The following is a 25,144-nucleotide window of genomic DNA, read 5'->3' as shown; positions in this document are numbered from 1 at the left end:
GTTGTTGGCATGAAGATTCGCGTCGCGCTCGTTTCCGCACTGCTGGCCGTTTCCGGCTGCACGACGCTGGGCAACAGCCCGGCCCCCACGGTGGCGCCGCAGCCTGCCGTCACGCCGCCAACTGACGGCAAGATCGCGACGACGATCATTTCCGCCATGGGCGGCGGCCTCGTCAGCGGATCGATCGGTGCCGGCTTGAAGGAATCCGAGAAGCGCAAGGCGCTGGAGGCGGAATACAAGGCGCTCGAGTACACAGCGAGTGGCCAGAAGGTGACGTGGAAGAGCGATCGGTCGGCGCATTATGGCGAGGTTGTCGCCGCCCAGCCCTATCGTGTCGGCTCGCAGGACTGCCGGCAATACACCCATACGGTCTTTACCGGCGCCGCCGGCGCCACCGCGCGCGGAACCGCTTGCCGCAACGCCGATGGCAGCTGGACGCCGCTGACGTAACGACTGGGCGGATAGGTCCGGTTGACATCAATCAAGCACATGCGACGCACCTGCCGTCAAAGCGTCGCAGGATGCCTGTGTTGGCAGGGCAGGGCTCTGCCGTTATTGGAAGAAGCATGCTGTTCTGGGTCATAGCTGCCATTCTCACGCTGGGTGCAAGCCTGGCGGTTCTGCTGCCGCTGGCCGGCGGCCCGAAGGATGGTTCGGCGAGCAGCGATCATGACCTTGAAGTTTATCGCGACCAGCTGTCGGAGCTTGACCGAGACGTGGCGCGCGGCCTGATCCAGCCGGCGGAGGCCGAAGAGGCGCGTGCCGAAATCGCTCGCCGCATCCTTCGCCTGGACAATGCCGGGGCCGGGGCCGATCCCGCCGACAAGGCAGCGGCGCGGCAGCCGTCGATGGCGACCAGGCTGGTTGCGACGGCCGCGGTCCTGGTGGTTCCGCTGGTCAGTTGGGGCTTGTACAGCCAGCTGGGCTCGCCCGATCTGCCGTCGCAGCCGCTCAGCGAGCGGCTGACCAAGAATCCCGCCGACAGTTCGGTGGACGAGCTGGTGGCACGCGCCGAGGCTCACCTTGCCGCCAATCCGTCCGATGGCAGGGGTTGGGACGTTCTGGCGCCCATCTATCTGCGCATGCAGCGCTTCGCCGATGCGGTGACGGCCTATCGCAACGCCATTCGCCTCGACGGTGACAGCGCCGCCCGCCAGGCAGGCCTCGGCGAGGCGATCGCCAACGCAGCGGGCGGCATTGTTTCGTCCGACGCTCAGGCCGCTTTCGAGGCGGCGCTGAAGCTCGATCCGGCAAATCCGAAGGCGAGCTTTTATCTCGCGATGGGCATGGCGCAGGAAGGCCGCATTGAGGAGGCGACAGCTGGCTGGCAGAAAATGCTAGCGGCCTTGCCGCAGGACTCAGCCTGGCGCGGCGCCGTCGAGCAGGCACTGGCCGAATCCGCCAAGCGGAGCGTCGCTTCGGGAGAGCCTGCAAAAGGCCCGGGCGCCGGGGATGTCGATGCCGCCTCGTCGATGTCGCCGCAGGACAGGGAAGCGATGATCAACACCATGGTTGCGGGACTTGATGAAAAACTTCGTCAAAACCCGCGCGATGCGGAAGGATGGATGCAGCTTATTCGTTCCTATGTCGTGCTGGGCAAGGCCGATCAGGCACGCGACGCGCTCAATCGCGGTATCGCCGTTTTTGGCTCCGATAGTGAGGAAGCGAAGAAATTCACCGCCTTTGCCGTCTCGCTTGGTCTGACGGCGACGGAGTAAAACATGACGCGCAAGCAGAAAAGACTGTCGGTGATCGCCGGAGGGTTGGCCTTTCTCGGTGCCGCCACCGGTCTGACCTTCTACGCGCTCGGCCAGAAGGCCTCCTACTTCTACATGCCCGCCGATCTGACCACCGCCAGCCTGCAGCCCGGGCAGCGTATCAGGCTCGGCGGCCTCGTCGAAAAAGGCACGATCGAGCGCGGCCAGGGGGCCACTGTCGCCTTTTCGGTGACCGACAATCAGAAGCAGGTGAAAGTCACCTACACCGGCATTCTTCCCGACCTTTTCCGCGAGGAGCAGGGCGTCATCACTGAAGGCACGTTTCGCCCGGACGGCGTCTTCGTCGCCGACAGCGTGTTGGCCAAGCACGACGAGAACTACATGCCCAAGGAGGTGGCCGACGGTCTCAAGGCCAAGGGCGTGTGGCAGGAGAGCAAGAGTGAGTAACAGCCTTGGTTGAAACCGGACATTTCGCGCTGGTCCTGGCGTTTGCGCTGGCCTTGGTGCAGACGCTGGTACCGCTGTTCGGCGCGCGCATGAACAACCAGAAGATGATGGCCGTCGGCGGTCCGGTCGCGGTGACCGGCTTCGCCTTGACCGCTCTGTCCTTCGCGGCGCTGGCGATAGCCTATGCAACGTCCGATTTTTCGGTGGCCAATGTCTGGGACAACTCGCATTCGCTGCAGCCGCTGATCTACAAGATCACCGGCACCTGGGGCAATCACGAAGGCTCGATGCTGCTCTGGGTGCTGATCCTGACCTTCTTCGGCGCGCTCGTCGCTGCTTTCGGCAGCAATCTTCCTGCGACGCTTCGAGCCAATGTGCTGGCCGTGCAAGGGGCGATCGGCGCCACTTTCTTCCTGTTCATCCTGGCGACCTCCAACCCGTTCGCCAGGCTCAATCCGACGCCGATCGAGGGCCGCGATCTCAATCCGATCCTGCAGGATCTCGGTCTCGCCATCCATCCGCCGCTGCTCTATCTCGGCTATGTCGGCTTCTCGATCTGCTTTTCCTTCTCGGTCGCCGCCCTCATCGAAGGCCGCATCGACGCGTCCTGGGCGCGCTGGGTGCGGCCATGGACGCTAGTCGCCTGGATGTTCCTGACAGGCGGCATCGCCATGGGCTCCTACTGGGCCTATTACGAACTTGGCTGGGGTGGCTTCTGGTTCTGGGATCCGGTTGAGAACGCCTCCTTCATGCCATGGCTGGCGGGCACCGCGCTGCTCCATTCGGCGATCGTCATGGAGAAGCGCTCGGCCCTGAAGATCTGGACGCTGCTGCTGGCGATCCTGACCTTCTCGCTGTCGCTGCTCGGCACCTTCCTGGTGCGCTCCGGCGTGCTCACTTCCGTCCACGCCTTCGCCACCGATCCGACGCGCGGCGTGTTCATCCTCTGCATCCTGACACTGTTCATCGGCGGATCGCTGGCGCTGTTCGCCTTTCGCGCCTCCAGGCTGACGGCCGGCGGCCTGTTTCATCCGATCTCGCGCGAAGGGGCGCTGGTCCTCAACAATCTGTTCTTGACCACGGCCACCGCCACGGTGCTGATCGGCACGCTTTATCCGCTGGCGGTCGAGGCCGTTTCAGCCGACAAGATTTCGGTCGGCGCGCCGTTCTTCAACCTGACATTCGGCCCGCTGATGGTGCCGCTTCTGGTCGTCGTCCCGTTCGGGCCATTGCTGGCCTGGAAGCGCGGCGACATCTTCGCCGTCGCCCAGCGCCTGATGGTCGCCTTCGCCGCAGCGCTTCTGGCCGTGCTGGTGACGGCCTTGTTCATCGACGGCGCGTCGGTGTTCGCAGCACTTGGCGTCGGCCTGGCCTTTTGGCTGATCTGCGGCGCGCTCACCGATATTGCCGTCAAGTCCGGCTTTGGCACTGTCGCGCCCGGCACCATGTTCAGGCGCTTCGCCGGCCTGCCGCGTTCGGTCTTCGGTACCGCGCTCGCCCATCTCGGCCTCGGGCTGACGACGCTGGGCATCGTCGGCACGCTTTGCTTCGGCACCGAGAAGATATTGTCGATGCATGCGGGCGAGACCGTGCAACTGTCCGGCCACACGCTGCGTTTCGAAGGGCTCTATCCGGCCCAGGGGCCTAATTACAGCGAGGATCGTGGCCGCTTTGCCCTGCTCGACGCCGATGGAAGCACAACCGCCATAATCACCTCATCCAAGCGCTCCTATCCGGTCCGACAGATGACGACGACCGAGTCCGGTATCAAGACGATTGGGTTCAGCCAGCTCTACCTCTCGCTTGGCGACGAAGGGACCGACGGCTCCGTCGTGGTGCGGCTTTGGTGGAAGCCGCTGGTGACGCTGATCTGGGGGGGCAGCCTGGTCATGATGGCAGGTGCTGCGATGTCGCTCATGGACCGGCGCCTGCGCGTCGGGGCACCGTCGCGCCGCCGCAAGTCGACCGGCGCAGTGCCTTCCGCGAGCCTGCCATGACCGCAAGATTTTCACTGGCCTCGCTGATCCTGTTGCTGACGCTGTTGTTTGCCGGCGCCGCACTTGCGGTGAAGCCCGACGAGGTTCTGGCCGACCCGGCGCTCGAGACGCGGGCGCGGACGCTTTCGGAAGAGCTGCGCTGCATGGTTTGCCAGAACCAGTCGATCGATGAATCCGATGCAGACCTTGCCCGCGATCTGCGCGTGCTGGTGCGCCAGCGCCTCGTCGCCGGCGACACCGACCAGCAGGTGATAGACTATATTGTTTCCCGCTACGGCGAGTTCGTGCTGTTGAAACCGCGCTTCAGCCTGCGCAATGCTTTGCTCTGGGGCACGCCGATCCTTCTGCTCCTTGCCGGCGGGATTTTCATCGTGCTGACCGCCCGCTCACGCCGCTCGGCGCCAACCAATGCGTTGACCGCCGAGGAACAGGCGGAGCTGGACACTATTTTGCACCGGGACTGAAGGCGGCGGCCACCCGCAAACATTACGAAAGTTTCATGCACCGGAAATGGCGCCGTAATGTGCGCCCCTCTATTTCTCTTGCCCGAGGATGCCGACCGAAGCGCATCCCTTGAAGAGGATACGAGACCCATGAATATTGCCCCCAGTTCATATCCCCGCACCCGCAAACGTCTGATGGCTGCCGCAGCTTCAGTGGCCATTGCCGGCGCGATCGGCTTCGGCGCGGTTGCCACCGTGACAGCCCCGGTCCTGGCCGAGGCCGTGCGTGTCGAGGCGCCGCAGGTCCCGAGCTTCGCCGATGTGGTCGAGCGCGTTTCGCCGGCGGTCGTCAGTGTACGCGTCAAAGCCAAGATAGAATCGACCGCCGACGACGGCTCCGACCTGCCCGACGGCTACGGCAATCTTCCCGACGATCCGCAATTGCGCCGCTTCTTCAGGGAGTTCCGTGGCTTTGGCGATCAGGGGGGCCAGGATGGAATGCGGCGCTTCGGACGCCGTGATCAGAACCGCCAGCCGCGGCCGGTCGCCCAGGGGTCCGGTTTTTTCATCTCCGATGATGGTTACCTCGTCACCAACAACCATGTCGTCGGAGATGGCTCGTCCTTCACGGTGGTGATGCATGACGGCAAGGAACTCGACGCCAAGCTGGTCGGCACAGACCCGCGCACCGATCTCGCGGTGCTCAAGGTCGAAGGCGACGGCAAGTTCACCTATGTCGACTTCGCCGATGATTCCAAGGTTCGCGTCGGCGACTGGGTCGTGGCCGTCGGCAATCCGTTCGGCCTCGGCGGCACGGTCACCGCCGGCATCGTCTCGGCCCGTGGCCGCGATATCGGCGCCGGCCCCTATGACGACTTCATCCAGATCGACGCCTCGGTGAACCGCGGCAATTCGGGCGGCCCGACCTTCAACCTCAACGGCCAGGTCGTCGGCATCAACACCGCGATCTTCTCGCCGTCCGGCGGCAGCGTCGGTATCGCCTTCGACATTCCTGCCTCGACGGCAAAGGCTGTCGTGCAGGATCTGATGAAGGACGGCACCGTCCAGCGCGGCTGGCTTGGCGTCGAGATCCAGCCGGTCACCTCCGAAATCGCCGAATCGCTTGGGCTGAAGTCCGATAAGGGCGCGCTCGTCTCCAGCGCCCAGAACGATGGTCCCGGCAAGAAGGCCGGTATCACAGCTGGCGACGTCATCACTCAGGTGGACGGCAAGGACGTCGCTTCGCCGAAGGAGCTCGCCCGCCTGATCGGCGCCTACCAGCCCGGCAAGCCGGTCGACGTCACGGTGTGGCGTGACGGCAAGAGTGCGACCGTCAAGGTCGATCTCGGCACGCTGCCTTCAAGCGACAAGGAGGCTTCGGCCGACCAGCAGCCTTCCGCTCCGCCAAAGGCCGACACGCTGGCCGATCTCGGCCTCACCGTCACCAGATCCGACGATGGCAAAGGGCTTGTGGTGACCGATGTCGACCCCGACAGCGATGCCGCCGATCGCGGCATCCAGCCCGGCGACGTCATCACCTCGGTCAATTCGACGGAGGTCAATGGCACCGACGATGTTGCCAAGGCCATGGCCGACGCGGCGAAGTCTGGCCGCAAGGCGGTGCTGATGCAGATCACCCGCGACGACAGCAACCGCTTCGTCGCGCTGCCCGTCGCCAAGGGCTGACGTCCAGACTTTTCCGATGCGGCGGTTTCAAACACCCCCGAGCCGCCGCACGGGAAAGCACGGGGCTTGAATACGCTAGTCAGTCAGTCATGGTGTTCCGCCCCAGCGGCAGCGGGCTCCCATCGCCCGCTGCCGCTCGAACAGAGCATGACGGCATGCTCAAACACGAAGCATGTCGCCCAAAAGTGTGAAGCGGTTTTGGGATGACGGCATGCTCAACAACGAAGCATGTCGCCCAAAAGCCCGCCTCGGTCTTGATCCGAGGGTGCCGGTGGCTTTGGGACAACGACATTCCAAAACAAAGACTTACGGCGTATCCCTGAATCACTTTGTTCGCGATACGCTCTGGTGAGGCCACGATGCATATGCCGGCCACTCAATCTTCCAGCGAAATCGCGTATAACGGTCCCATGAAGATTCTCGTCATAGAAGACGATCGCGAAGCGGCCGATTACCTCCAGAAAGCCTTCACTGAGGCCGGACACACCGCCCATGTCGCCGGCGATGGCGAAACCGGCTTCGCGCTCGCTGATTCCGGCGACTATGACGTGATGGTCGTCGACCGCATGTTGCCGCGCCGCGACGGCCTGTCGGTCATCGCCGGTCTGAGATCAAGAGGCAACACGACGCCGGTGCTGATCCTGTCGGCACTCGGCGAAGTCGACGACCGGGTCACCGGCTTGCGCGCCGGCGGCGACGACTATCTGACCAAGCCCTATGCCTTCTCCGAGCTTCTGGCCCGGGTCGAGGTGCTGAACCGCCGCGCCAGCGCCAGGGAAGCCGAAACCGTCTACCGGGTTGGCGATCTTGAGCTCGACAGGCTCTCGCATTCGGTGCGGCGCGCGGCGCGCGAGATCACGCTGCAGCCGCGCGAGTTCCGGCTTCTGGAGTATCTGATGCGCCATGCCGGCCAGGTGGTGACGCGCACCATGCTGCTGGAGAATGTCTGGGACTACCATTTCGATCCGCAGACCAACGTCATCGACGTTCACGTCTCGCGGCTGCGCGGCAAGATCGAGAAGGGCTTCGACAAGCCGATCCTGCACACGGTTCGTGGCGCCGGCTATATGCTCAAGAGCGGGTAGCATGGCTCTTTCCATGCCGGCCATCATGAGGACGACGGCAGCGCGGCTTTCGGCGCTCTATCTCCTGCTGTTCGCCATCTGCGCGGTGCTGCTCGTCTTCTACATGACCTCGCTGTCGGCGCGCATGCTGACCGGCCAAACCCAGGACACGATCAACGACGAGGTGCTCGGCCTCGCCCGGGCCTATCAGCGCGGCGGCTTGCCGCTGCTGGTCCGCGTGGTCGAGCAGCGCTCCCGCCAGCCCGGCGCCAATCTCTATTTGATCGCCGACACCAACGGCCAGATCCTGACCGGAAACGTGCAGAGCCTGGAGCCCGGCGTTCTCGAGGCCGAAGGCTGGACGACAGAGCCGTTTTCCTACCGGCGCTTCGGCGAGGCCGAGCTCGAGCGGCAACGCAATCCGGTCGCCGACCCGAACGACACCCAGTCCGGCCAGAACGAAGTGCAAGTGGAGGGCGAGAAGGGGCATAACGCCATTGCGCTGGTGTTGCGCCTGCCGAACCAGATGATCATGCTGGTTGGTCGCGACCTCGGCGAGCCGGAGCGGTTCCGCGCCGTCATCCGCCGCGCGCTGATGCTGGCGCTGGGCATGATGGGGCTTGGCGGGCTTCTGATCTGGTTCTTTGTCGGACGCGCGGCGCTGAAGCGTATCGACTCGGTGTCGGAGGCGAGCCGCCGCATCATGGGCGGCGATCTTTCCGGCCGGCTGCCGGTCACCGGCGCAGGCGACGAGTTCGACCGCCTCTCCGAAAACCTCAATTCCATGCTGGCCAGGATCGCCACGCTCAACGAAGGGCTGAAGCAGGTCTCCGACAACATCGCCCACGATCTGAAGACACCGCTGACCAGGCTGCGCAACCGCGCCGAGGCGACGCTTTCCGGTAAGTACAAGGCCGCCGACTACCGGCAGGCGCTGGAAGGGACCATCGCCGAGTCCGACCAGCTGATAAAAACCTTCAACGCCATCCTGATGATCTCCAGGCTGGAGGCGGGCTATTCCTCCGAAAGCACCAGCCGGGTCGATCTGGCTGCGTCCGTGCGCGATGTCGTCGAGCTCTACGAGCCGGTGGCGGAGGAGGCGGGGGTGACACTTGAGACTTCGGTGCAGGATGCCTTCGCCGTCGAAGGCAATCGCGAGCTGATCGGCCAGGCGCTGTCGAACATCGTCGACAACGCGATCAAATATTCTGCCGACTCGACAGCCAAGCCGTCCGTTCGCGTGGCGCTCGATCGCGTCGGCAGGGAAATCAGGCTCTCCGTCACAGACAACGGCCACGGCATCCCCGACGATGCCGATCGCGCCAGGGCGACCGAGCGTTTCGTGCGGTTGGAGAAAAGCCGCTCGCAGCCGGGTTCCGGCCTGGGCCTTAGCCTCGCCAAGGCAATCATGACATTCCACAACGGACGGCTTGATCTTCTGCCCGCCGATCCCGGATTGATCGTCGTCATGAGTTTTCCCGAACGGGAGGATCGCTGATGGCTGCGAAGGCGGCTGCGGAACGGGTCGAAATGGGCTGGCTCTTGAAGCCGGCGGCAAAGCTCGTTGCCCTGAATCAGAGCCGGGCCCGGCGAGAATTGTCGGAGATCGCTTCCGCAGCGCAGGAAGAGGGGCTCATCCGGTTGGCGAAATTCCTGGCCGGCAAGGGTGCCGTCCAGGATTTCCTCGCCGCAGTGTTCGACCTGTCGCCGTTTCTGCGCGACACAGTGCGCCGCCGCCCGCAGATACTCGATGCGCTTTTCGATCAAACCGTCGAGGCCCGGCTGATTACGATCGGCACGGCGATCGACAAGGCCGCGCGGGCGGAAGCCATCTCCGAAAGCAGCCTGATGATGGAGCTGCGGCAATGGAAAGCGGAAGCGCATGTCCTAATCGCGCTGGCCGATCTTGCAGGCGAGGCCGAAACCGCCGTCACGGTACGGCGGCTCAGCAGTCTTGCCGACGCCTGCACCCGCGCTGCTGTCGACTTCCTGCTTCGCGACGCGCACGGACAAGGCAAGCTCAACCTGCCGGACCCCGAGGATCCGGCGCGCCGGTCGGGTTGGATCCTGCTAGGCATGGGCAAGCTTGGCGCGCATGAGCTGAACTTCTCCTCCGACATCGACCTCGTCGTTTTCTTCGACCCGCAGGCGCCTGCCGTCGTCGATCCGCTCGACGCGACGGAGCTGTTTTCGCGCCTGACGCGCCGGCTGGTCCGCATTCTCCAGGACCGCACCGAACACGGCTATGTTTTCCGCACCGACCTAAGGCTTCGTCCCGATCCCGGTTCGACGCCGCTCGCGATCCCGGTCGAAGCGGCACTGCGCTACTACGAGGCGCGCGGCCAGAACTGGGAGCGCGCCGCCATGATCAAGGCGCGACCGGTGGCCGGCGATCTCGCAGCCGGTGCTGCGTTCCTGAAGGACCTCCAGCCCTACATCTGGCGCAAATACATGGACTATGCGGCGATTGCCGACGTTCATTCGATCAAGCGCCAGATCCACGCCCACAAGGGCCACGGCGAGATCGCCGTGAAGGGCCACAACGTCAAGCTCGGGCGCGGCGGCATTCGCGAGATCGAATTCTTCGTCCAGACCCAGCAGCTCATCGCCGGCGGCCGCTTCGCCGAGCTGCGCGGCCGCGAGACCGTGCCGATGCTTGGCCAGCTTGCGGCACGCGGCTGGATCACTGCCGATGCGCGCGACGCGCTCGCCCGGCAATACTGGTTCCTGCGCCGCGTCGAGCATGCCATCCAGATGGTCGCCGACGAGCAGACGCATATACTGCCGGAAGATGACGAAGGGCTTGAACGCATTGCGTGTATGCTCGGCTTTGCCGATGCGGCGGCCTTTGCCGGGGCGTTCCGCGCTGCGCTCCATCAGGTCGAACGCCACTACGCAGCGCTTTTCGAAACCGCGCCCGAGCTTTCGGCGGGCATCGGCAATCTGGTCTTTACCGGCGATGTCGACGATCCCGACACGTTGCAGACCCTGCAGAGATTGGGATTCCAGCGGGCGAGCGACATCTGCCGCGTTATCCGCGGCTGGCATTTCGGCCGCTATCGCGTCACCCGGTCGGCCGAGGCGCGCGAGCGGTTGACCGAACTGACGCCGGCGCTGCTGCAATCCTTCGGCCAGACGCGCCGGGCGGACGAGGCGTTGATACGCTTCGACGAGTTTCTTGCCGGCCTGCCCGCCGGTATCCAGCTTTTCTCGCTGCTCCAGTCCAATCCCGCTCTGCTGAAGCTGATGGCGACGATCATGGGCGCGGCCCCCCGGCTGGCCGCTATCATCACGCGCCGCCCGCACGTGTTCGATGGCCTGCTGGATCCGGCCCTTTTGACCGAGCTGCCGGACCGCGCCTATCTCTCGGCGCGTCTCGCCGCCTTCCTCGAAGGCGACAGGGCCTATGAGGACGTGCTCGACCGCTTGCGCATCTTTGCTTCCGAGCAAAAATTCCTGATCGGCGTCAGGCTGCTTGCCGGCTCGATCGATCCGGTCCGCGCCGGCCGTGCCTTTTCCGATCTGGCCGATCTTACCATCGACGCGGCGCTGCGGGCGGTCATCGCCGAGTTCGCGCTGCGGCACGGCCGCGTCGCTGGCGGCACTGTTGCGCTGCTCGGCATGGGCAAGCTCGGCAGCCGCGAACTGACGGCCGGCTCCGACGTCGACCTCATCCTGCTCTATGATCACGACACCGATGCCGAAGAATCCGACGGCGACAAGCCGCTCGCCCCGTCCCACTATTACTCCAGGATGACGCAGCGGCTGATATCGGCCGTGTCCGCGCCGACCGCCGAGGGCGTTCTCTACGAGCTCGACCTTCGCCTGCGGCCGTCCGGCAACAAGGGGCCAGTGGCGACCCATGTCGATGCCTTCAAGAAGTATCAGCGCCAGGACGCCTGGACATGGGAGCATATGGCGCTGTCCAGGGCTCGCGCGATCGGTGGCGATCCAGCGCTGTGCACCGAGGTCGAGGCCGAGGTGGCGGCGGTGCTTGCCCTGCCGCGCGACAGCGCCAAGGTGATGGCCGAAGCGTCCGAGATGCGCGCGATGATCGAGAAGGAGAAGCCGCCGCGCGATCTCTGGGACATCAAGCTGATCCCGGGTGGTCTCATCGATCTCGAATTCATCGCGCAGGTGGCGGTGATCACGGGCAAGGTCGAAGCCGGCCGCCGGGTCACCGGGACAGCGGAAGTCCTGTCGAGGCTGGCGCCGGATTTCGCTGAAGCCCAGGTCAGGCAGGAGCTTTGCGAGGCCTATGCGCTCTATCTGGCGCTGACCCAGATGATACGGCTCTGCCTTACCGGCGTATTCGAACGGGACGACGTTCCGCCGGGGCTTTCGGATCTGCTTCTGGCGGTCACCGACCTGCCGGATTTCGGTGTGCTGGAAGCGCACCTCAAGGAGACGTCGCAAAAGGTCAGGAAAGATTTCGACCTTCTGCTTCGTGCGAAGCGACCATGACGTTGCAACGTCAAACGGCTGTTTCGGCGAGAGCATTGGGGGCGCTGTCCCTCCGGCGTTCCCGAAAGTTCCAACCGCTTCACGACAACTGAGGGTCAGGCCGCCGCCCTGACCGGCTGCGTCGACTTCTTGATCGGAATGCGCACCGACACGATCGTGCCGGTGCCTTCGGTGGAGCGGATTTTCAAGGCGCCGCCCTGAAGCTCGGCCAACGAGCGTGAGATGGCGAGGCCAAGGCCGGACCCGGCATGGCTCTTGGAAAACTGGTTCTGCACCTGCTCGAACGGCCGCCCGAGCTTGCTCAGCGCCTCCTTCGGGATGCCGCAGCCATTGTCTTCGATCGTCAGGACCAGAGCGCTGGATGTGTTGCGGGCCCTTACCGCAATGCGGCCGCCCTGGCCGGTGAATTTCACCGCATTCGACAGGAGGTTGATGACGATCTGCTTGATTGCTCGGCGGTCGGCGAAAAGCGTCAGTGAATCGGGGATGCGTGTTTCGACAGTGATCGACTTTTCCGCTGCCTGCAGCGAGATGACGCGCACCGTTTCCCTCATCAGCGGGCAGAGGTCGATTTCCTCCTGATCCATCGAGAACTGGCCGGCCTCGATCTTCGACATGTCGAGGATGTCGTTGATGACGCCCAGAAGATATTTGCCGCTGCCGTTGATGTCGGTGGCATATTCCTCGTAGCGCGGCGAGCCCAAGGGCCCGAACAGCGCCTGTTCCATCAGCTCCGAGAAGCCGATGATCGCGTTGAGCGGCGTGCGCAGTTCGTGCGACATGTTCGCCAGGAACTCGGATTTGGCCCGGTTCGCGGCCTCGGCGCGCTCGGTTTCCTTCATGTATTCGCGATTGAGCTCGACCAGTTCGCGCGACCGCTCTTCCTCCGCCCGGCGGGCAAGGCTGAGGTCGTGGATCGTCGCCATCAGCCGGCGCTCGCTGTCTACCAGCTTCTCCTGGTGCAGCTTGATCTGGGTGATGTCGGAGCCGACCGAGACGGTGCCGCCGTCCCTGGTTCTGAGCTCATTGACCTGCAGCCAGCGGCCATCGGCAAGCTGCCGCTCGAAGGTCACGCCGCCTTGCTGCCCGTTGGTGTTGGCAAGCCGGCGCTCCGAAGCGAAGGCAAGCATGCGTTCCTCCAGAACGGCGCGCGAGGCGCCCGGCATCACGTCGCGATCCGACAGGCCGTTATCCTGCTGGTACTTGGAATTGCACATGATCAGACGCTGGGCGGAATCCCAGAGCACGAAGGATTCGTTGATGTTTTCGATGGCCGTTCGCAGGCGAAGATCCGCGGCCTCGGAGCGCAGCGCCAGGTGCCGCTGCTCGGTGACGTCGACGGCGATGCCGATCAGCTGGATCTCCGGCGCTTCCGGGTCGATCACCTGCGCCCTTGCGCGCATCCACACCCATTGTCCGTCGGCATGGCGCATCCGGAACACCTGGTCGATGTGATCGATCTCGCGTGCGACGATCCTGTTGGCAAGCTCGAACAGGTCGCCGTCCTCGGGATGGATGATCTCGTCGACCTCGCCGAACGACAGCATCGTGTCGCAGGGCTCGTAGCCCAGCATGTCGTACATCGAGCGCGACCAGTACATCTTGCCACGCACCATGTCCCAGTCCCACAGGCCGCAGCGGCCGCGCACCAGCGCCATGTCGATGCGCTGGTGCGCTTCGAGATAGATGCGGTCGGCGGCCTGGGCGCGCGCCGCCTGGCCGAAATAAGCGTAGAGGATGATGATCAGCACGCCGGCTGTAAGCACGAAGAGGGTGACGTTGAGCGAAACGGTCTTGCGCCACGTGTCGAAGACCGCTTCCTGCGGAACGAGCGCTGCGGCAGCGCCTTTCCCGCCACTTGCCAGGCTCACTGCCGCATACCAGTCCTGACCGCCGATGCTGACCTCCATGACGCCGGCGCGGTCGCCGAACATGAACAGCGGTTGACCGCCTTGGACGATGCCGTCGAGCGGTCGCCCCTCCCAGCGCGTCGATAGCGGTGTCACGGCAATGATCTTGAGCGCGCCGTCAGTGACCGCAAGCACGTGGCTTCGGCCCATGGCGCCCTGACGGCTAATGCCCTCCAACAGGTCCTGCGTCGCGCCCGGCGCCATCTTCGCATCGACGCTAATCGAACTGGCCAGTTGGCCCGCCGCGAGCGAGAGGATCGCCTTGGCGTCGCGTTCCACGTCGTCGCGCTCGTTCATCAGCGACAGGAACCGCAGCGCCGCGATGACGAGCAGGAAAATGATGATCAGGGCCGGTATCGATCGGCGCAACAATGGCTCGGCTGCCAGGAGCCGTCGGTAGGCGGGTTCGGCGATGAGCCGCGCATTGCCGGCGAGACCATCGCTTCTCGCCTCACGCCGCTCAAAAGCCGTCCCTCCGGGCGCGCCCCACGCGTCCGCCTTCGCCATAAATGGCTCTCCCCGATTTTGAATCTGCTTGACGATCCGGCGACGCCGCACTTCCGAATCTTCAGCTAAAGAATCAAAGGTGATTCGCCTTGTCCAGAGGCGCGGCGAAAAAAGATTAAAAATCGACTAAAATAATGGCTAAAGCCGCCGATCTCCCTCCCCCTTGAGGGGCGGGTGGCCCGTAGGGCCGGTAGGAGTCGTCGGCGAAGCGCTCCATCTTTGAATCAACGGTCGAGGCAGGTGGATCGGTCGAGGCCGCGCACTGCCGCAGCGACCCCACCCGTCCATCCGCCTTCGGCGGCTGTCCAACCTCCCCTCAAGGGGGAGGGATCACGCAAGAGTGCGCTCGACGATGTCCCGCAAATCAGCCGACAGGTTCTCGACATTGGCAATCGATAGCAGCGCTTCCCTTGCCTTGGCCTGCCGGGCAGGTTCGAGCGAGCGCCATGATCTGAGTGCCGTCGCCAGCCTGGCGGCCAACTGCGGGTTGCGCTTTTCGACCTGCAAGACCGTTTCGACGAAAAACCGGTAGCCTTCGCCGTCGGCGCGATGGAAGCCGGTCTGGTTGGCGCTGGAAAACGTGCCGACAAGCGAGCGCACCCGGTTCGGGTTGGCCATAGAGAAGGCCGGGTGGCCGGTCAGGGCGCGCACCGCATGAATGGTTTGCGGGCCTGGCACGCTGGCCTGGATCTGGAACCACTTGTCCATCACCAGAGGATCGGTCGCATATTTCGCTCCAAAGTCAGCCAGTGCCTTGACCGTCTCGGGCGAACCGCTGTGGCGGAGCGCAAGCACGGTCAATGCAGCGGCGCGGTCCGTCATATTGGTCGCGGACTGGAAATGCCGGGCCACAAGCGCCGCGCTTCCCGGCAGCAGAGAGAGATAGTCGAGCAGGATGTTGCGCAGCGCCCGCCGCCCGGCGCTCGCCGCATCCGGACTGAAAGCGTCCTTGTCGGCCAGTCGATCGTAGAGGCGGGAGAATATCTCGCTGTTGGTCTCGGTGATCGCGGCCGTCAGCGCCTCGCGGGCCGAGAGGATGGCATCGGGGTCGATGTTCTTGCCGATGTCACGGGCGATATCGGCTTCGCTCGGAAGCGCCAGAGCCAGCGCCCGATAGGCTGGCTCAAGTGTCTCGTCGCCGGCGATCTTGCCGGCAAGATCGGTCAACCGTGATGCGAAATTGGGCCGCTTGCCGCCAAGGACCTGGCGGAAGGCGGATATCAGGGAGTCGGTCAAAAGCGTGTTGAACGCCTGCCAGCGCGAGAAGGTATCGTCGTCATGGCCGGCAAGGAAGAACTGATCGTCGGCCTTCTGCTCGACGGAAAGCGTCACCGGCGCCGAGAAGCCGCGGTTGAGCGACATAGCCGGGCGCTCGGCAACGCCCGAGAAGCGCACCATGTGCCGGCGCTTGCGGATGTGGATAACGCCGTCCTCGACGGAAGCTCCCTCGACGCCGTTATAGGCTATCGCTTTGCCATCGGCGCCGACCAGGCTGAAGGCCAGCGGAATGTGCATCAGCCGCTTGCGGCTTTCGGACGGCGTCGGCGGCACCGACTGCTCGATCTCGAGCGTGAATTCCTGGGCTGCCGCATTGTGCGTCGAACTGATCGTCAGATTGGGCGTGCCCGCCTGATGGTACCAGAGCGAAAATTGCGACAGGTCGCGGCCGGACACATCCTCGAACACCTTGATGAAGTCCTCGATCGTCGCAGCCTCGCCGTCATGGCGCTGGAAATAAAGGTCCATGCCGGCCCGGAACGTCTCGGCGCCGAGAATGGTGCGGATCATGCGCACCACTTCCGAGCCCTTTTCGTAGACCGTCGCCGTGTAGAAATTGTTGATCTCGCGGTAGCGGCGCGGCCGCACCGGATGCGCCAGCGGCCCCTGGTCTTCGGGAAACTGATGCGCCCTGAGCGTGCGCACTTCGGCAATGCGTTTTACCGCTCGCGAGCGTTGGTCGGCCGAGAATTCGTGATCGCGAAAAACCGTCAGCCCTTCCTTCAGGCAAAGCTGGAACCAGTCGCGGCAAGTGATTCTGTTGCCAGTCCAATTGTGGAAATACTCGTGCGCGATGATCGCCTCGATATTGGCGAAATCGGCATCCGTGGCGGTCTCCTGGTCGGCCAGCACATATTTGTCGTTGAAGATGTTGAGGCCCTTGTTCTCCATCGCGCCCATATTGAAGTCGGACACGGCGACGATGTTGAAAACGTCGAGGTCGTATTCGCGGCCGAACGCCTCCTCGTCCCATTTCATCGACCGCTTCAGGGCGTCCATGGCGTAGCCGGCGAGCGGCTCCTTGCCCGGCTCGACATAGATGCCGAGATCGACCTTGCGACCGGATAGCGTGATGAAGCTGTCTGCGACTTTGCCGAGCGCGCCCGCCACCAGTGCGAATAGATAGGACGGCTTGGGGAAGGGGTCGTGCCAGACCGCATAGTGCCAGCCGTCGGCAAGTTCGCCGCTGCCCGCCGGGTTGCCGTTGGAAAGAAGCAGTGGCGCCTCGTGGCGCCGCGCCTCGATGCGCACCGTATAGACGGACAGGATATCGGGGCGATCGAGAAAATAAGTGATGCGCCGAAAGCCCTCGGCCTCGCATTGCGTGCAATAGACGTTGCTGGAGCGATAGAGGCCCATCAGGGCTTCGTTGTGTGCCGGCGCTAGCTCGGTTTCGATCAGGAGCTGGAAGCGGGGTGCTGCGGGCGGCGTGGTGATCGTCAGCTGATCGGGCGTGGCAAAAAAATCCATCGGCGCGAGTGTCCGGCCGTCGATTGCGATGCGGCTGAGCGTCAGGCCATCGCCATCCAGCACCAGTGGCACTGACGCCGCCACGCCGTCGCGGCGTTCGACCGTCAGTTCGGCGGTGACGCGCGTGGCTTCTGGCGACAGGCGGAAAGTCAGGCTGGTTTCCGGAATGAGATAGTCGTTGGGGCGATAGTCTTCGAGCTTGAAGACCTGGCCGGTGTCAGTGCGCATTCGGTGGGGTTTCCTGTCGATTCCCGCAGCGGCAAGTGGGTCCGCTGGTCTAAAAATTTGAAGCCCGCGCTCTTTACACGAAACCGTCACTCGACAAAACTGGCGCAATGCCTATTTCAGGCACTCGTTCTCCACATCATCGCGAGGTATCCATGACCGTGGTCACACCGAAATTCGGCATGGGCGCATCTGTGCTGCGTCGCGAGGACCAGGCCTTCCTCAAAGGTCTCGGTCGCTATACGGACGACATCCAGCCGGCCGGCCTCCTGCACGGCTACGTCCTGCGCTCGCCGGTGGCCAAGGCAAGCTTCACCATCGGTTCGACCGAGGCGGCCAAGGCGGCACCTGGCGTCCATCTGGTGCTGACCGGTGCGGATCTTGCTCATCTCGGCAAGCTGAAATCCGGCGTCATGCAGAGGCAGCCGGACGGCACCAAGGCGCCGACCCGCGACATTCCGGTCCTTTGCCGCGACCGGGTCAATTATGTCGGCGACGCCGTCGCATTCGTCGTCGCCGACAGCCGCGCGCTGGCGCAGGACGCGGCCGAATTGATCGAGGTCGATTACGAGGGCGAGGATGCCGCCTCCGGCACCGCCACGGCGCTTGACGAAGGCACGCCGCTGGTTTGGCCGGAACTCGGCTCCAACCGCGCCTTCAGCTATCACATCGGCGACAAGGCGAAGACCGCGGCAGCATTCGCCGGGGCGGCGCATGTCACTCGCATCGAATTCATCAACAACCGGCTGGTCTGCAACTACTTGGAGCCGCGCTCGGCGATCGGCGAGTGGAGCACGCAAGAGAACCGCTTCGTGCTGACCACGGGCTCGCAGGGCGTGCATTCGATGCAGTACATCCTGGCCGATGTGTTCAAGATCAAGAAGAACCAGCTGCGCGTCATCACGCCGGATGTCGGCGGCGGCTTCGGACCGAAAAGCTTCGTCTATCGCGAGCATCCGCTGGTGCTCGAGGCTGCCAAGCGTCTTGGCCGCCCGGTCAAATGGGCCGGCGACCGCACCGAGCATTTCCTCACCGATGCGCAAGGCCGCGACAATGTCGTGACCGCCGAGATGGCGATGGACAAGGACGGCCGCTTCCTCGGCATGAGGGTCGATCTCCTCGCCAATATCGGCGCTTACATCTCGCAATACGGCCCGTTCATCCCCTATATCGGCGTCACCATGTCGACCGGCGTCTACGATATCCAGGCGCTCGATGTTTCGGTGACCGGCCTTTACACCAATACCTGCCCGGTCGATGCTTATCGCGGCGCCGGCCGCCCGGAAGCGGCATTCCTGCTGGAAAAGCTCGTCGACGCCTGCGCCCACGATCTCAGCCTTCCCGTCGAAGAGATCCGCCGGCGCAATTTCATTCGGCCTGCGCAGTTTCCCTATCGCACCCAGACCGACCGCCTTTATGATACCGGCGAATTCGCAGGCCATATGGACCGCGCCATCGAACAGGCGGAGTGGCAGGCGTTCCCGGAACGGCTGGCGCAGTCGAAGGCTGAAGGAAAGATCCGCGGCATCGGCATGGCGACCTATATCGAGGCCTGTGCGTTTCCGGGCTCTGAGCCGGCCTTTGTCGAACTGAACGGCGACGGCACGGTGACGCTGAAGATCGGCACCCAGACCAACGGGCAGGGACATGCGACCGCCTATGCGCAATTCCTCTCGGAAAAGCTTCATCTCGATATCGACAAGATCCAGGTCCGCCAAGGCGACACCGACGAGCTGAAGGCCGGCGGCGGCACTGGCGGCTCGCGCTCGATCCCTCTTGGCGGTGTATCAGCTTCTCGCGCGGGTGAGGATCTGGCCAACAAGATCAAGCGCATCGCCGCGGATGAACTGGAAGCCTCGGCCGGCGATATCGAATTGTCCAACGGCGTCGCCCGAATCGTCGGCACCGACCGCACGATCGATTTTTCGAGCGTCGCCAAGGCCGCCAAGAACCCGGACGATCTCAAAGGCTTTGGCGAGTTCGTGCAGGACGAATGCACCTATCCGAACGGCACCCACATCTGCGAGGCCGAGATCGATCCCGACACCGGCACGACGGAGATTGTTCGCTATACGATCGTCGACGATTTCGGCGTCACCGTGAACCCGATCCTGCTGGCTGGCCAGGTGCATGGCGGCGTCGTCCAGGGCATCGGCCAGGCGCTGACCGAGAACACGGTCTATGACGAGGACGGGCAGCTGTTGACGGCGAGCTTCATGGATTACGCCATGCCGCGCGCCGACGATTTACCGTTCTTCCATTTCGAGACCCGCAATGTGCCATCGACCACCAATGCGCTCGGCATCAAGGGGGCCGGCGAGGCCGGCACGATCGGAGCGACGCCGGCCGCGCTCAACGCGGTGACGGATGCGCTGTATCGCGCCTACGGCATCAGGCACATCGACATGCCGGCAACGCCGGCGCGCATCTGGGCAGCGATCCAGGAAGCAATTGCTAAGTGAGCCCTACAGATCATCCCGGCGGACACAACACGCTGACCGGGATCATGCTCAAGATCGTGTCGGTGGCGGTCTTTGTCGGCATGTCGTCCTGCATCAAGGCGGCGGGCACCGTACCGGCGGGCCAGATCGTCTTCTTCCGCTCCTTCTTCGCCATCTTTCCTATCATCATCTTCCTGGCCTTCCAGGGGAAGCTTGGCACCGCATTTTCCACCAAACGCCCGCTCAACCACATTGCGCGCGGCGTTGTTGGCGTCTGCGCCATGGGCCTCGGCTTTTTCGCGCTGACGCGTCTGCCGCTGCCCGAGGCGATCACGCTGAACTACGCACAGCCGCTGCTGGTGGTGGTGTTCAGTTCGATCTTCCTCGGCGAAGCGATCCGCGTCTATCGCTGGAGCGCGGTTGCGGTCGGATTGGTCGGCGTGCTGGTCATCTCATGGCCGGAACTGACCCTGCTGAGTTCGGGCGCAGCACTCGGCGATCAGGAGGTGCTCGGCGTCATCGCCGCCCTGGTCGCGGCCGCGATCTCGGCCGTAGCCATGCTGCTGGTGCGCAATCTCGTCCAGAGCGAGCCGACGGCAACCATCGTGCTGTGGTTTTCGGTGACGGCGAGCGTCCTGGCGTTGCTTTCGCTGCCGTTCGGCTGGCAGGCGCTGACACCGATGCAGGCAGGCCTTCTGGTTGTGTCAGGCTTTTGCGGCGGGGTCGCTCAGATACTGATGACGGCAGCCTATCGCCATGCTGAGGCCTCGGTCGTGGCGCCCTTCGAGTACACGTCTATGATACTCGGCATAGCCGTCGGCTATCTTGCTTTCGGCGACGTCCCGACGGTTCATATGCTCATCGGCGGCCTGATCGTCGTTGCCGCCGGCATCTTTATCATCTGGCGCGAGCGCCAGCTTGGCCTCGAACGTGCGCGCACCCGACAGGCGACCCCGCCGCAAGGATGATCAGAACGGCTCGGCCCGATCCTTCGCCAATCGCACCAGCACCGTCCTTGTCTGCTCATCGGCAGGGAAAAAGGATTCGATCGCCAGTTCCGACAGCGTCACGTCGAGCGGCGTGCCGAACACGGTGATCGTGCTGATGAACGACAGCACAGCATCGCCATGGGCAAGCCGCAGCGGGTGCACGATCGCGTTCGGCTCGACCGGCACCGGTCGTGCGCCGTTCAGGCCGGACGGATAGGTCCGAAGCTCGCGTTCCAGTTCGACCAGGACCGGGTCGCCTGAGGCGTCGTTCTGGTGTTTCAGCCGGTCGAGAAGGTGCGCGCGCCATTCGGCGAGGTTGACGATGCGCGGCGCGACGCCACCCGGGTGCAGGCTGAGTCGCAGCACGTTGACCGGGGGCTTCAGCAAGGAGGGCTCGGCGACATTGGCCAGGAACGGGCCGATGGCGGCATTCGCCGACACCAGGTTCCAGTGCCGGTCGACAGCGAGCGCTGGGAAGGGTTCGTGCCCCTTGAGCACGATCTCGACGGCCGCCATCGCCGGCGCCAGCGAGGCATCGGTGAGCGAGCGCTCGCTGAAGCTAGGGGCAAAACCCGCGGCCAGCAGGAGCTGGTTGCGCTGCCTCAGCGGGATCGAGAGCTGCTCGGCCAGATGCAGCACCATGTCGCGCGAAGGTGCCGCGCGACCGCTCTCCACGAAGCTCAGATGCCGCTGTGAGATTTCGGCTTCCATGGCGAGATCGAGTTGGCTCATGCGCCGGCGCGTGCGCCATTCGCGAATGAGGCTGCCGGCGGAGGTCTGGGTTGCTGTCATGAGCGCATGACTAGGCCGCTAGCGGATGCATTTCAATTACCTGGCAGGTTATGGCGTCAACCCAGCGCCCGCAGTTTCGCCTTCACCTCAAGGAAATCCCGCCACGCCAGCTTCTTGTGCGCGGGGGTTCTCAAGAGATAGGCCGGGTGAAGGGTCGGCATGGCGGGAATGGCAATGCCGGAGGCGGTCGTGTGGACGCGCCAATTGCCGCGTAGCCGTAGGATGCCCTCGGTGGTGTTGAGGAGGGTCTTTGCCGAAGGGCCGCCCAGGTTGACCAGCACCTTCGGATTGACCAACTCGATCTGCCGTTCGATGAACGGCCGGCAAATCTCGGTCTCGTGCGGTGTCGGCGTGCGGTTGCCCGGCGGCCGCCAGGGGATGACATTGGCGATGTAGGCCGATGTGCGGTCGAGGCCGATCGCAGCCAGCATTCGGTCGAGCAGCCGGCCCGAGCGGCCGACGAACGGCAATCCCTCTATGTCCTCGTCGCGGCCGGGCGCCTCGCCGACCAGCATGACAGCGGCATTCGGATTGCCGTCGGCGAACACCAGGTTCTTGGCGGTGTATTTGAGATTGCAGCCGTCGAACGCCGCCATGTGCTGGCGAAGTTCCTCCAGGGTTGCGGCCGTCATTGCCAACTGGCGCGCCAATGCCGCTTGCGCTTCGTCGGGCACCGTCGCTGTGCCCGACGGCGCGCGCACCGCCGGTGCCGCAGCTTGCCTTTCGCCCATTTCGGCGCGTGAGACGCTGGTCGAGCGTGGCAGTGCGGCGCCTTTTTCACCAGTTGGCGGCGTAACCGTCGCTGGCGCCCGCCCAGGTGGCTTTGACGCAGCCTCGGCAAACCTGTTCACCGGCTCGTCTTCGAGCGCTTCATCGACGCCCGCGCTGGCGTAGAAGGTCAAAAGGTCGGCGATATCAGGTCGGTTGTCTCGGGGAACGGCAGTCATGCCTTCACATTCGGCCGCGCGGCAGGAATTTGCAAGTTCAGCTCGACGGTATACGGGGATCCTGCACCAGATAGAACGTCCAGCGCGGTGTGTAGTCGGTGATCAGGTAATCGAATTTTGCTGTCTTCAGCGGGTCGATCTTGCCGCTCTTGAACAGCAGCCGGTCATAGGGTTCGAAGTCGCGATCGAAATCGGCAAAGCTGCTCGACCAGATGTTGTCAGGCGTCTTGTTGCGCTGGTCGAATGACAGGCCGTCGCCGAACACGCTCGGCCGGTGGAGCACCTCCTGGAGCTCGAACTGGAACTCGACCCAGGCCTGGCCGCTGTTGTTGAGCACGTCGATGCGCATATACATGAGGCCGTTGGCAAATTGGCCCGCGGTGCCGAACGGCTGGATCGGCTTTGTCGTGCGGATAGTCAGTGTCACCGGCGTTGCCGAATTCAGCTCTTCGGTGATGACAAGCGGGTCCTCCTTTGTCCCGACGCCCGAGGCGCTGGTGATGCGGAAGCCGCCGAGCTCGTCGGAAAAGGAGTAGGCTCCGGCCGCCCAGACCCTTTGCGGCTCGGCATGTGCGCCAATGGGCGCCAGCGGCAAAGGGGCCAAAACGAGCGCCCGGCAAATCCGTCCGGGCGAGGAAAAAAAGCGCGTCGATGAAAAGCCAGTCGGCCCGTATATGCGCATGGCGCGAAGTATGGACGATAAGCAAGCCGTCGAACAATTAAAAACGTGAGGGCGACGGCTCTCTTTTGGAAATGAGCCTGGCCCAGATCGATGTTCGGGTGGACCCCAAATCGCGATTTTGTAGTACGATGCGCGACTTTTTGACGAAATCGGCATTGTCACGTCAGCGCCGGTTTCGCGTCGCGAATTGATGCGCTATGCAGCGGATAAGCCAGCAAGATGCGCAAATGCGCTCGCATGACCCCAAAAAGTGAAATCACTTTTTGGAAAGGATCATGCGAAAATAAAAGTTGCCAGAGTGTCCTTTGCGCGTCCAATGGGCGCGCGGCACTCTGGGCAGTGAGGGGTTGATGAGCGATATCGAACGCGAAAGCATGGAATTCGACGTGGTCGTCGTCGGCGCCGGTCCGGCCGGCCTCGCCGCCGCGATCCGTCTCAAGCAGGTCAATCCCGAGCTTTCCGTCGTCGTTCTGGAAAAGGGTGGCGAAGTCGGCGCCCACATCCTTTCCGGCGCCGTCGTCGACCCGATCGGCATCGACCGGTTGTTGCCGGGCTGGCGCGAGGAGGAGGGTCATCCTTTCAAGACGCCGGTGACGGCAGACCATTTCCTGGTCCTCGGCCCCGCCGGTTCGTTCCGTCTGCCCAACATCCTGATGCCGCCGCTGATGAACAATCATGGCAACTACATCGTTTCCCTCGGCAATGTCTGCCGCTGGCTGGCGACCAAGGCCGAGGCGCTGGGCGTCGAGGTCTATCCGGGCTTTGCCGCCGTGGACCTCATTTACAGTGACGAGGGCGCGGTTACCGGCGTCGTCACCGGCGATATGGGCGTCGAGAAGGACGGCACGCATGGCCCGGGCTTCGCGCCGGGCATGGCGCTGATGGGCAAATATGTGCTGATCGGCGAGGGCGCGCGCGGCTCGCTGGCCAAGCAACTGATCGCCAAATACCATCTTTCCGACGGCCGCGAGCCCGGCAAATATGGCATCGGCCTCAAGGAGCTCTGGCAGGTCAAGCCGGAGAACCACCGGCCAGGCCTTGTCCAGCACTCCTTCGGCTGGCCGCTCGACATGAAGACCGGCGGCGGCTCCTTCCTCTACCATCTGGAGGACAACCAGGTGGCGGTCGGCTTCGTCGTCCACCTCAACTACAAGAACCCCTATCTGTCGCCGTTCGACGAGTTCCAGCGCTTCAAGACCCATCCGGCGATCAAGGGCACATTCGAGGGCGGCAAGCGGCTGGGCTATGGCGCCCGCGCCATCACCGAGGGCGGCTGGCAGTCGGTGCCGAAACTGTCCTTCCCCGGGGGCGCGCTGATCGGGTGTGCCGCCGGCTTCGTCAACGTGCCGCGCATTAAAGGATCGCACAATGCCGTGCTCTCAGGAATGCTGGCGGCCGAGCATGTCGCCGAGGCGATCGGCGCCGGTCGCGGCAATGACGAACTGGCTTCTTACGAGGCGGCATGGCGGGCGACCGACATCGGCAAGGATTTGAAGAAGGTGCGCAACGTCAAGCCATTGTGGTCGCGCTTCGGCACCGTCGTCGGCGTCGGCATTGGCGGCCTCGACATGTGGCTGAACACGCTGTTCGGCTTTTCGCCCTTCGGCACGCTGAAGCACGGCAACGCCGACTATGCGACGCTGGAACCGGCCGCCAAGCATAAGAAGATCGTCTATCCGAAGCCGGACGGCGTGCTCACCTTCGACCGCCTGTCGTCGGTGTTTCTCTCCAACACCAACCACGAGGAAAACGAGCCTGTCCACCTGCTGGTCGCGGATATGGATCTGCAGCAGCGTTCCGAGCACGATGTCTTTGCTGGGCCCTCGACACGCTACTGCCCGGCCAGCGTCTACGAATGGGTCGACAAGGATGGCAACGCCGCCGCCGATCCCGAGGCGAAGGACGTGCGCTTCGTCATCAACGCGCAGAATTGCGTCCACTGCAAGACTTGCGACATCAAGGACCCGAACCGAAACATAACCTGGGTCCCGCCACAAGGTGGCGAGGGACCTGTCTACCAGAACATGTAGCTTATCAAACGGCAGTCCGCCAGAATCGCCGCGTCGGTCTCGACCGTCAGTCGG

Annotated in this window: 17 protein-coding genes; 12 read left to right on the top strand and 5 right to left on the bottom strand. The window is 63.9% G+C overall.

Going from position 1 to position 25,144, the window contains the following annotated elements:
- The first annotated feature begins 9 nt into the window (after positions 1–9).
- The 9 genes from EJ075_RS00180 to EJ075_RS00140 all read left to right on the top strand — a co-directional run bounded on the left by EJ075_RS00180 (position 10) and on the right by EJ075_RS00140 (position 11,819).
- Positions 10–450, top strand: a complete 441-nt coding sequence (locus EJ075_RS00180) for a hypothetical protein (RefSeq protein ID WP_095486553.1) — start codon at positions 10–12, stop codon at positions 448–450.
- A 116-nt stretch (positions 451–566) separates the two neighbouring features.
- Positions 567–1,718: a c-type cytochrome biogenesis protein CcmI gene (gene ccmI / locus EJ075_RS00175; protein ID WP_095486554.1), complete on the top strand. Its 1,152-nt coding sequence runs from the start codon at positions 567–569 to the stop codon at positions 1,716–1,718.
- Positions 1,719–1,721: 3 nt separating this feature from the next.
- A complete protein-coding gene (gene ccmE / locus EJ075_RS00170; protein WP_095486555.1) occupies positions 1,722–2,165 on the top strand; it encodes a cytochrome c maturation protein CcmE in 444 nt (147 codons plus the stop codon).
- A gap of 5 nt (positions 2,166–2,170) precedes the next feature.
- Positions 2,171–4,162, top strand: a complete 1,992-nt coding sequence (locus tag EJ075_RS00165) for a heme lyase CcmF/NrfE family subunit (RefSeq protein ID WP_126102919.1) — start codon at positions 2,171–2,173, stop codon at positions 4,160–4,162.
- Positions 4,159–4,626, top strand: a complete 468-nt coding sequence (locus EJ075_RS00160; protein WP_126102918.1) for a cytochrome c-type biogenesis protein — start codon at positions 4,159–4,161, stop codon at positions 4,624–4,626. The genes EJ075_RS00165 and EJ075_RS00160 overlap by 4 nt, the downstream gene beginning before the upstream one ends.
- A 129-nt stretch (positions 4,627–4,755) precedes the next feature.
- On the top strand, positions 4,756–6,291 hold the full coding sequence (locus EJ075_RS00155; RefSeq protein ID WP_126102917.1) for a Do family serine endopeptidase: 1,536 nt from the start codon (positions 4,756–4,758) through the stop codon (positions 6,289–6,291).
- 410 nt (positions 6,292–6,701) lie between these two features.
- Positions 6,702–7,376 (top strand): response regulator transcription factor, encoded by a 675-nt coding sequence (locus EJ075_RS00150; protein ID WP_164547000.1) that lies wholly within the window; start codon positions 6,702–6,704, stop codon positions 7,374–7,376.
- Position 7,377: 1 nt separating this feature from the next.
- On the top strand, positions 7,378–8,853 hold the full coding sequence (locus tag EJ075_RS00145) for an ATP-binding protein (protein WP_126102916.1): 1,476 nt from the start codon (positions 7,378–7,380) through the stop codon (positions 8,851–8,853).
- Positions 8,853–11,819 carry a bifunctional [glutamine synthetase] adenylyltransferase/[glutamine synthetase]-adenylyl-L-tyrosine phosphorylase gene (locus tag EJ075_RS00140; protein WP_164546999.1) on the top strand — a complete coding sequence of 989 codons (2,967 nt, stop codon included), beginning with the start codon at positions 8,853–8,855 and terminating at the stop codon, positions 11,817–11,819. Before EJ075_RS00145 ends, EJ075_RS00140 begins: the two co-directional genes overlap by 1 nt.
- Positions 11,820–11,914: 95 nt before the next feature.
- Here EJ075_RS00140 and EJ075_RS00135 read toward each other — a convergent pair whose 3' ends face one another.
- Positions 11,915–14,236: a PAS domain-containing sensor histidine kinase gene (locus EJ075_RS00135; RefSeq protein ID WP_126102915.1), complete on the bottom strand. Its 2,322-nt coding sequence runs from the start codon at positions 14,234–14,236 to the stop codon at positions 11,915–11,917.
- A 330-nt stretch (positions 14,237–14,566) separates the two neighbouring features.
- Complete coding sequence (gene pepN, locus EJ075_RS00130; RefSeq protein ID WP_126102914.1) at positions 14,567–17,212, bottom strand: aminopeptidase N; 2,646 nt, start codon at positions 17,210–17,212, stop codon at positions 14,567–14,569.
- 152 nt (positions 17,213–17,364) lie between these two features.
- On the opposite strand from pepN, the gene EJ075_RS00125 reads away from it, so the two are divergent.
- Positions 17,365–19,671, top strand: coding sequence for a xanthine dehydrogenase family protein molybdopterin-binding subunit (locus EJ075_RS00125; protein ID WP_126102913.1), 2,307 nt, complete (start codon positions 17,365–17,367; stop codon positions 19,669–19,671).
- 44 nt (positions 19,672–19,715) lie between these two features.
- On the top strand, positions 19,716–20,618 hold the full coding sequence (locus tag EJ075_RS00120; RefSeq protein WP_095486565.1) for a DMT family transporter: 903 nt from the start codon (positions 19,716–19,718) through the stop codon (positions 20,616–20,618).
- On the opposite strand, the gene EJ075_RS00115 is transcribed toward EJ075_RS00120, so the two are convergent.
- The 3 genes from EJ075_RS00115 to EJ075_RS00105 are packed head-to-tail and all read right to left on the bottom strand — an operon-like array spanning position 20,619 to position 23,060.
- Entirely contained in the window at positions 20,619–21,431 is an 813-nt protein-coding gene (locus tag EJ075_RS00115) for a helix-turn-helix transcriptional regulator (protein ID WP_095486566.1), read from the bottom strand.
- A gap of 56 nt (positions 21,432–21,487) precedes the next feature.
- Entirely contained in the window at positions 21,488–22,378 is an 891-nt protein-coding gene (locus tag EJ075_RS00110; protein ID WP_095486567.1) for a uracil-DNA glycosylase, read from the bottom strand.
- Between the two features lie 37 nt (positions 22,379–22,415).
- Positions 22,416–23,060, bottom strand: coding sequence for a hypothetical protein (locus EJ075_RS00105; protein WP_095486568.1), 645 nt, complete (start codon positions 23,058–23,060; stop codon positions 22,416–22,418).
- A 350-nt stretch (positions 23,061–23,410) separates the two neighbouring features.
- On the opposite strand from EJ075_RS00105, the gene EJ075_RS00100 reads away from it, so the two are divergent.
- Positions 23,411–25,090 (top strand): electron transfer flavoprotein-ubiquinone oxidoreductase, encoded by a 1,680-nt coding sequence (locus EJ075_RS00100; protein WP_095486569.1) that lies wholly within the window; start codon positions 23,411–23,413, stop codon positions 25,088–25,090.
- Positions 25,091–25,144: the final 54 nt, after the last annotated feature.

Origin of the sequence: Mesorhizobium sp. M6A.T.Cr.TU.016.01.1.1, from assembly GCF_003952585.1 — a bacterium.
GTDB lineage: Bacteria > Pseudomonadota > Alphaproteobacteria > Rhizobiales > Rhizobiaceae > Mesorhizobium > Mesorhizobium mediterraneum.
Note: the sequence above shows the minus strand (reverse complement) of the source record. Positions and strands in the feature narration are given on the sequence as shown.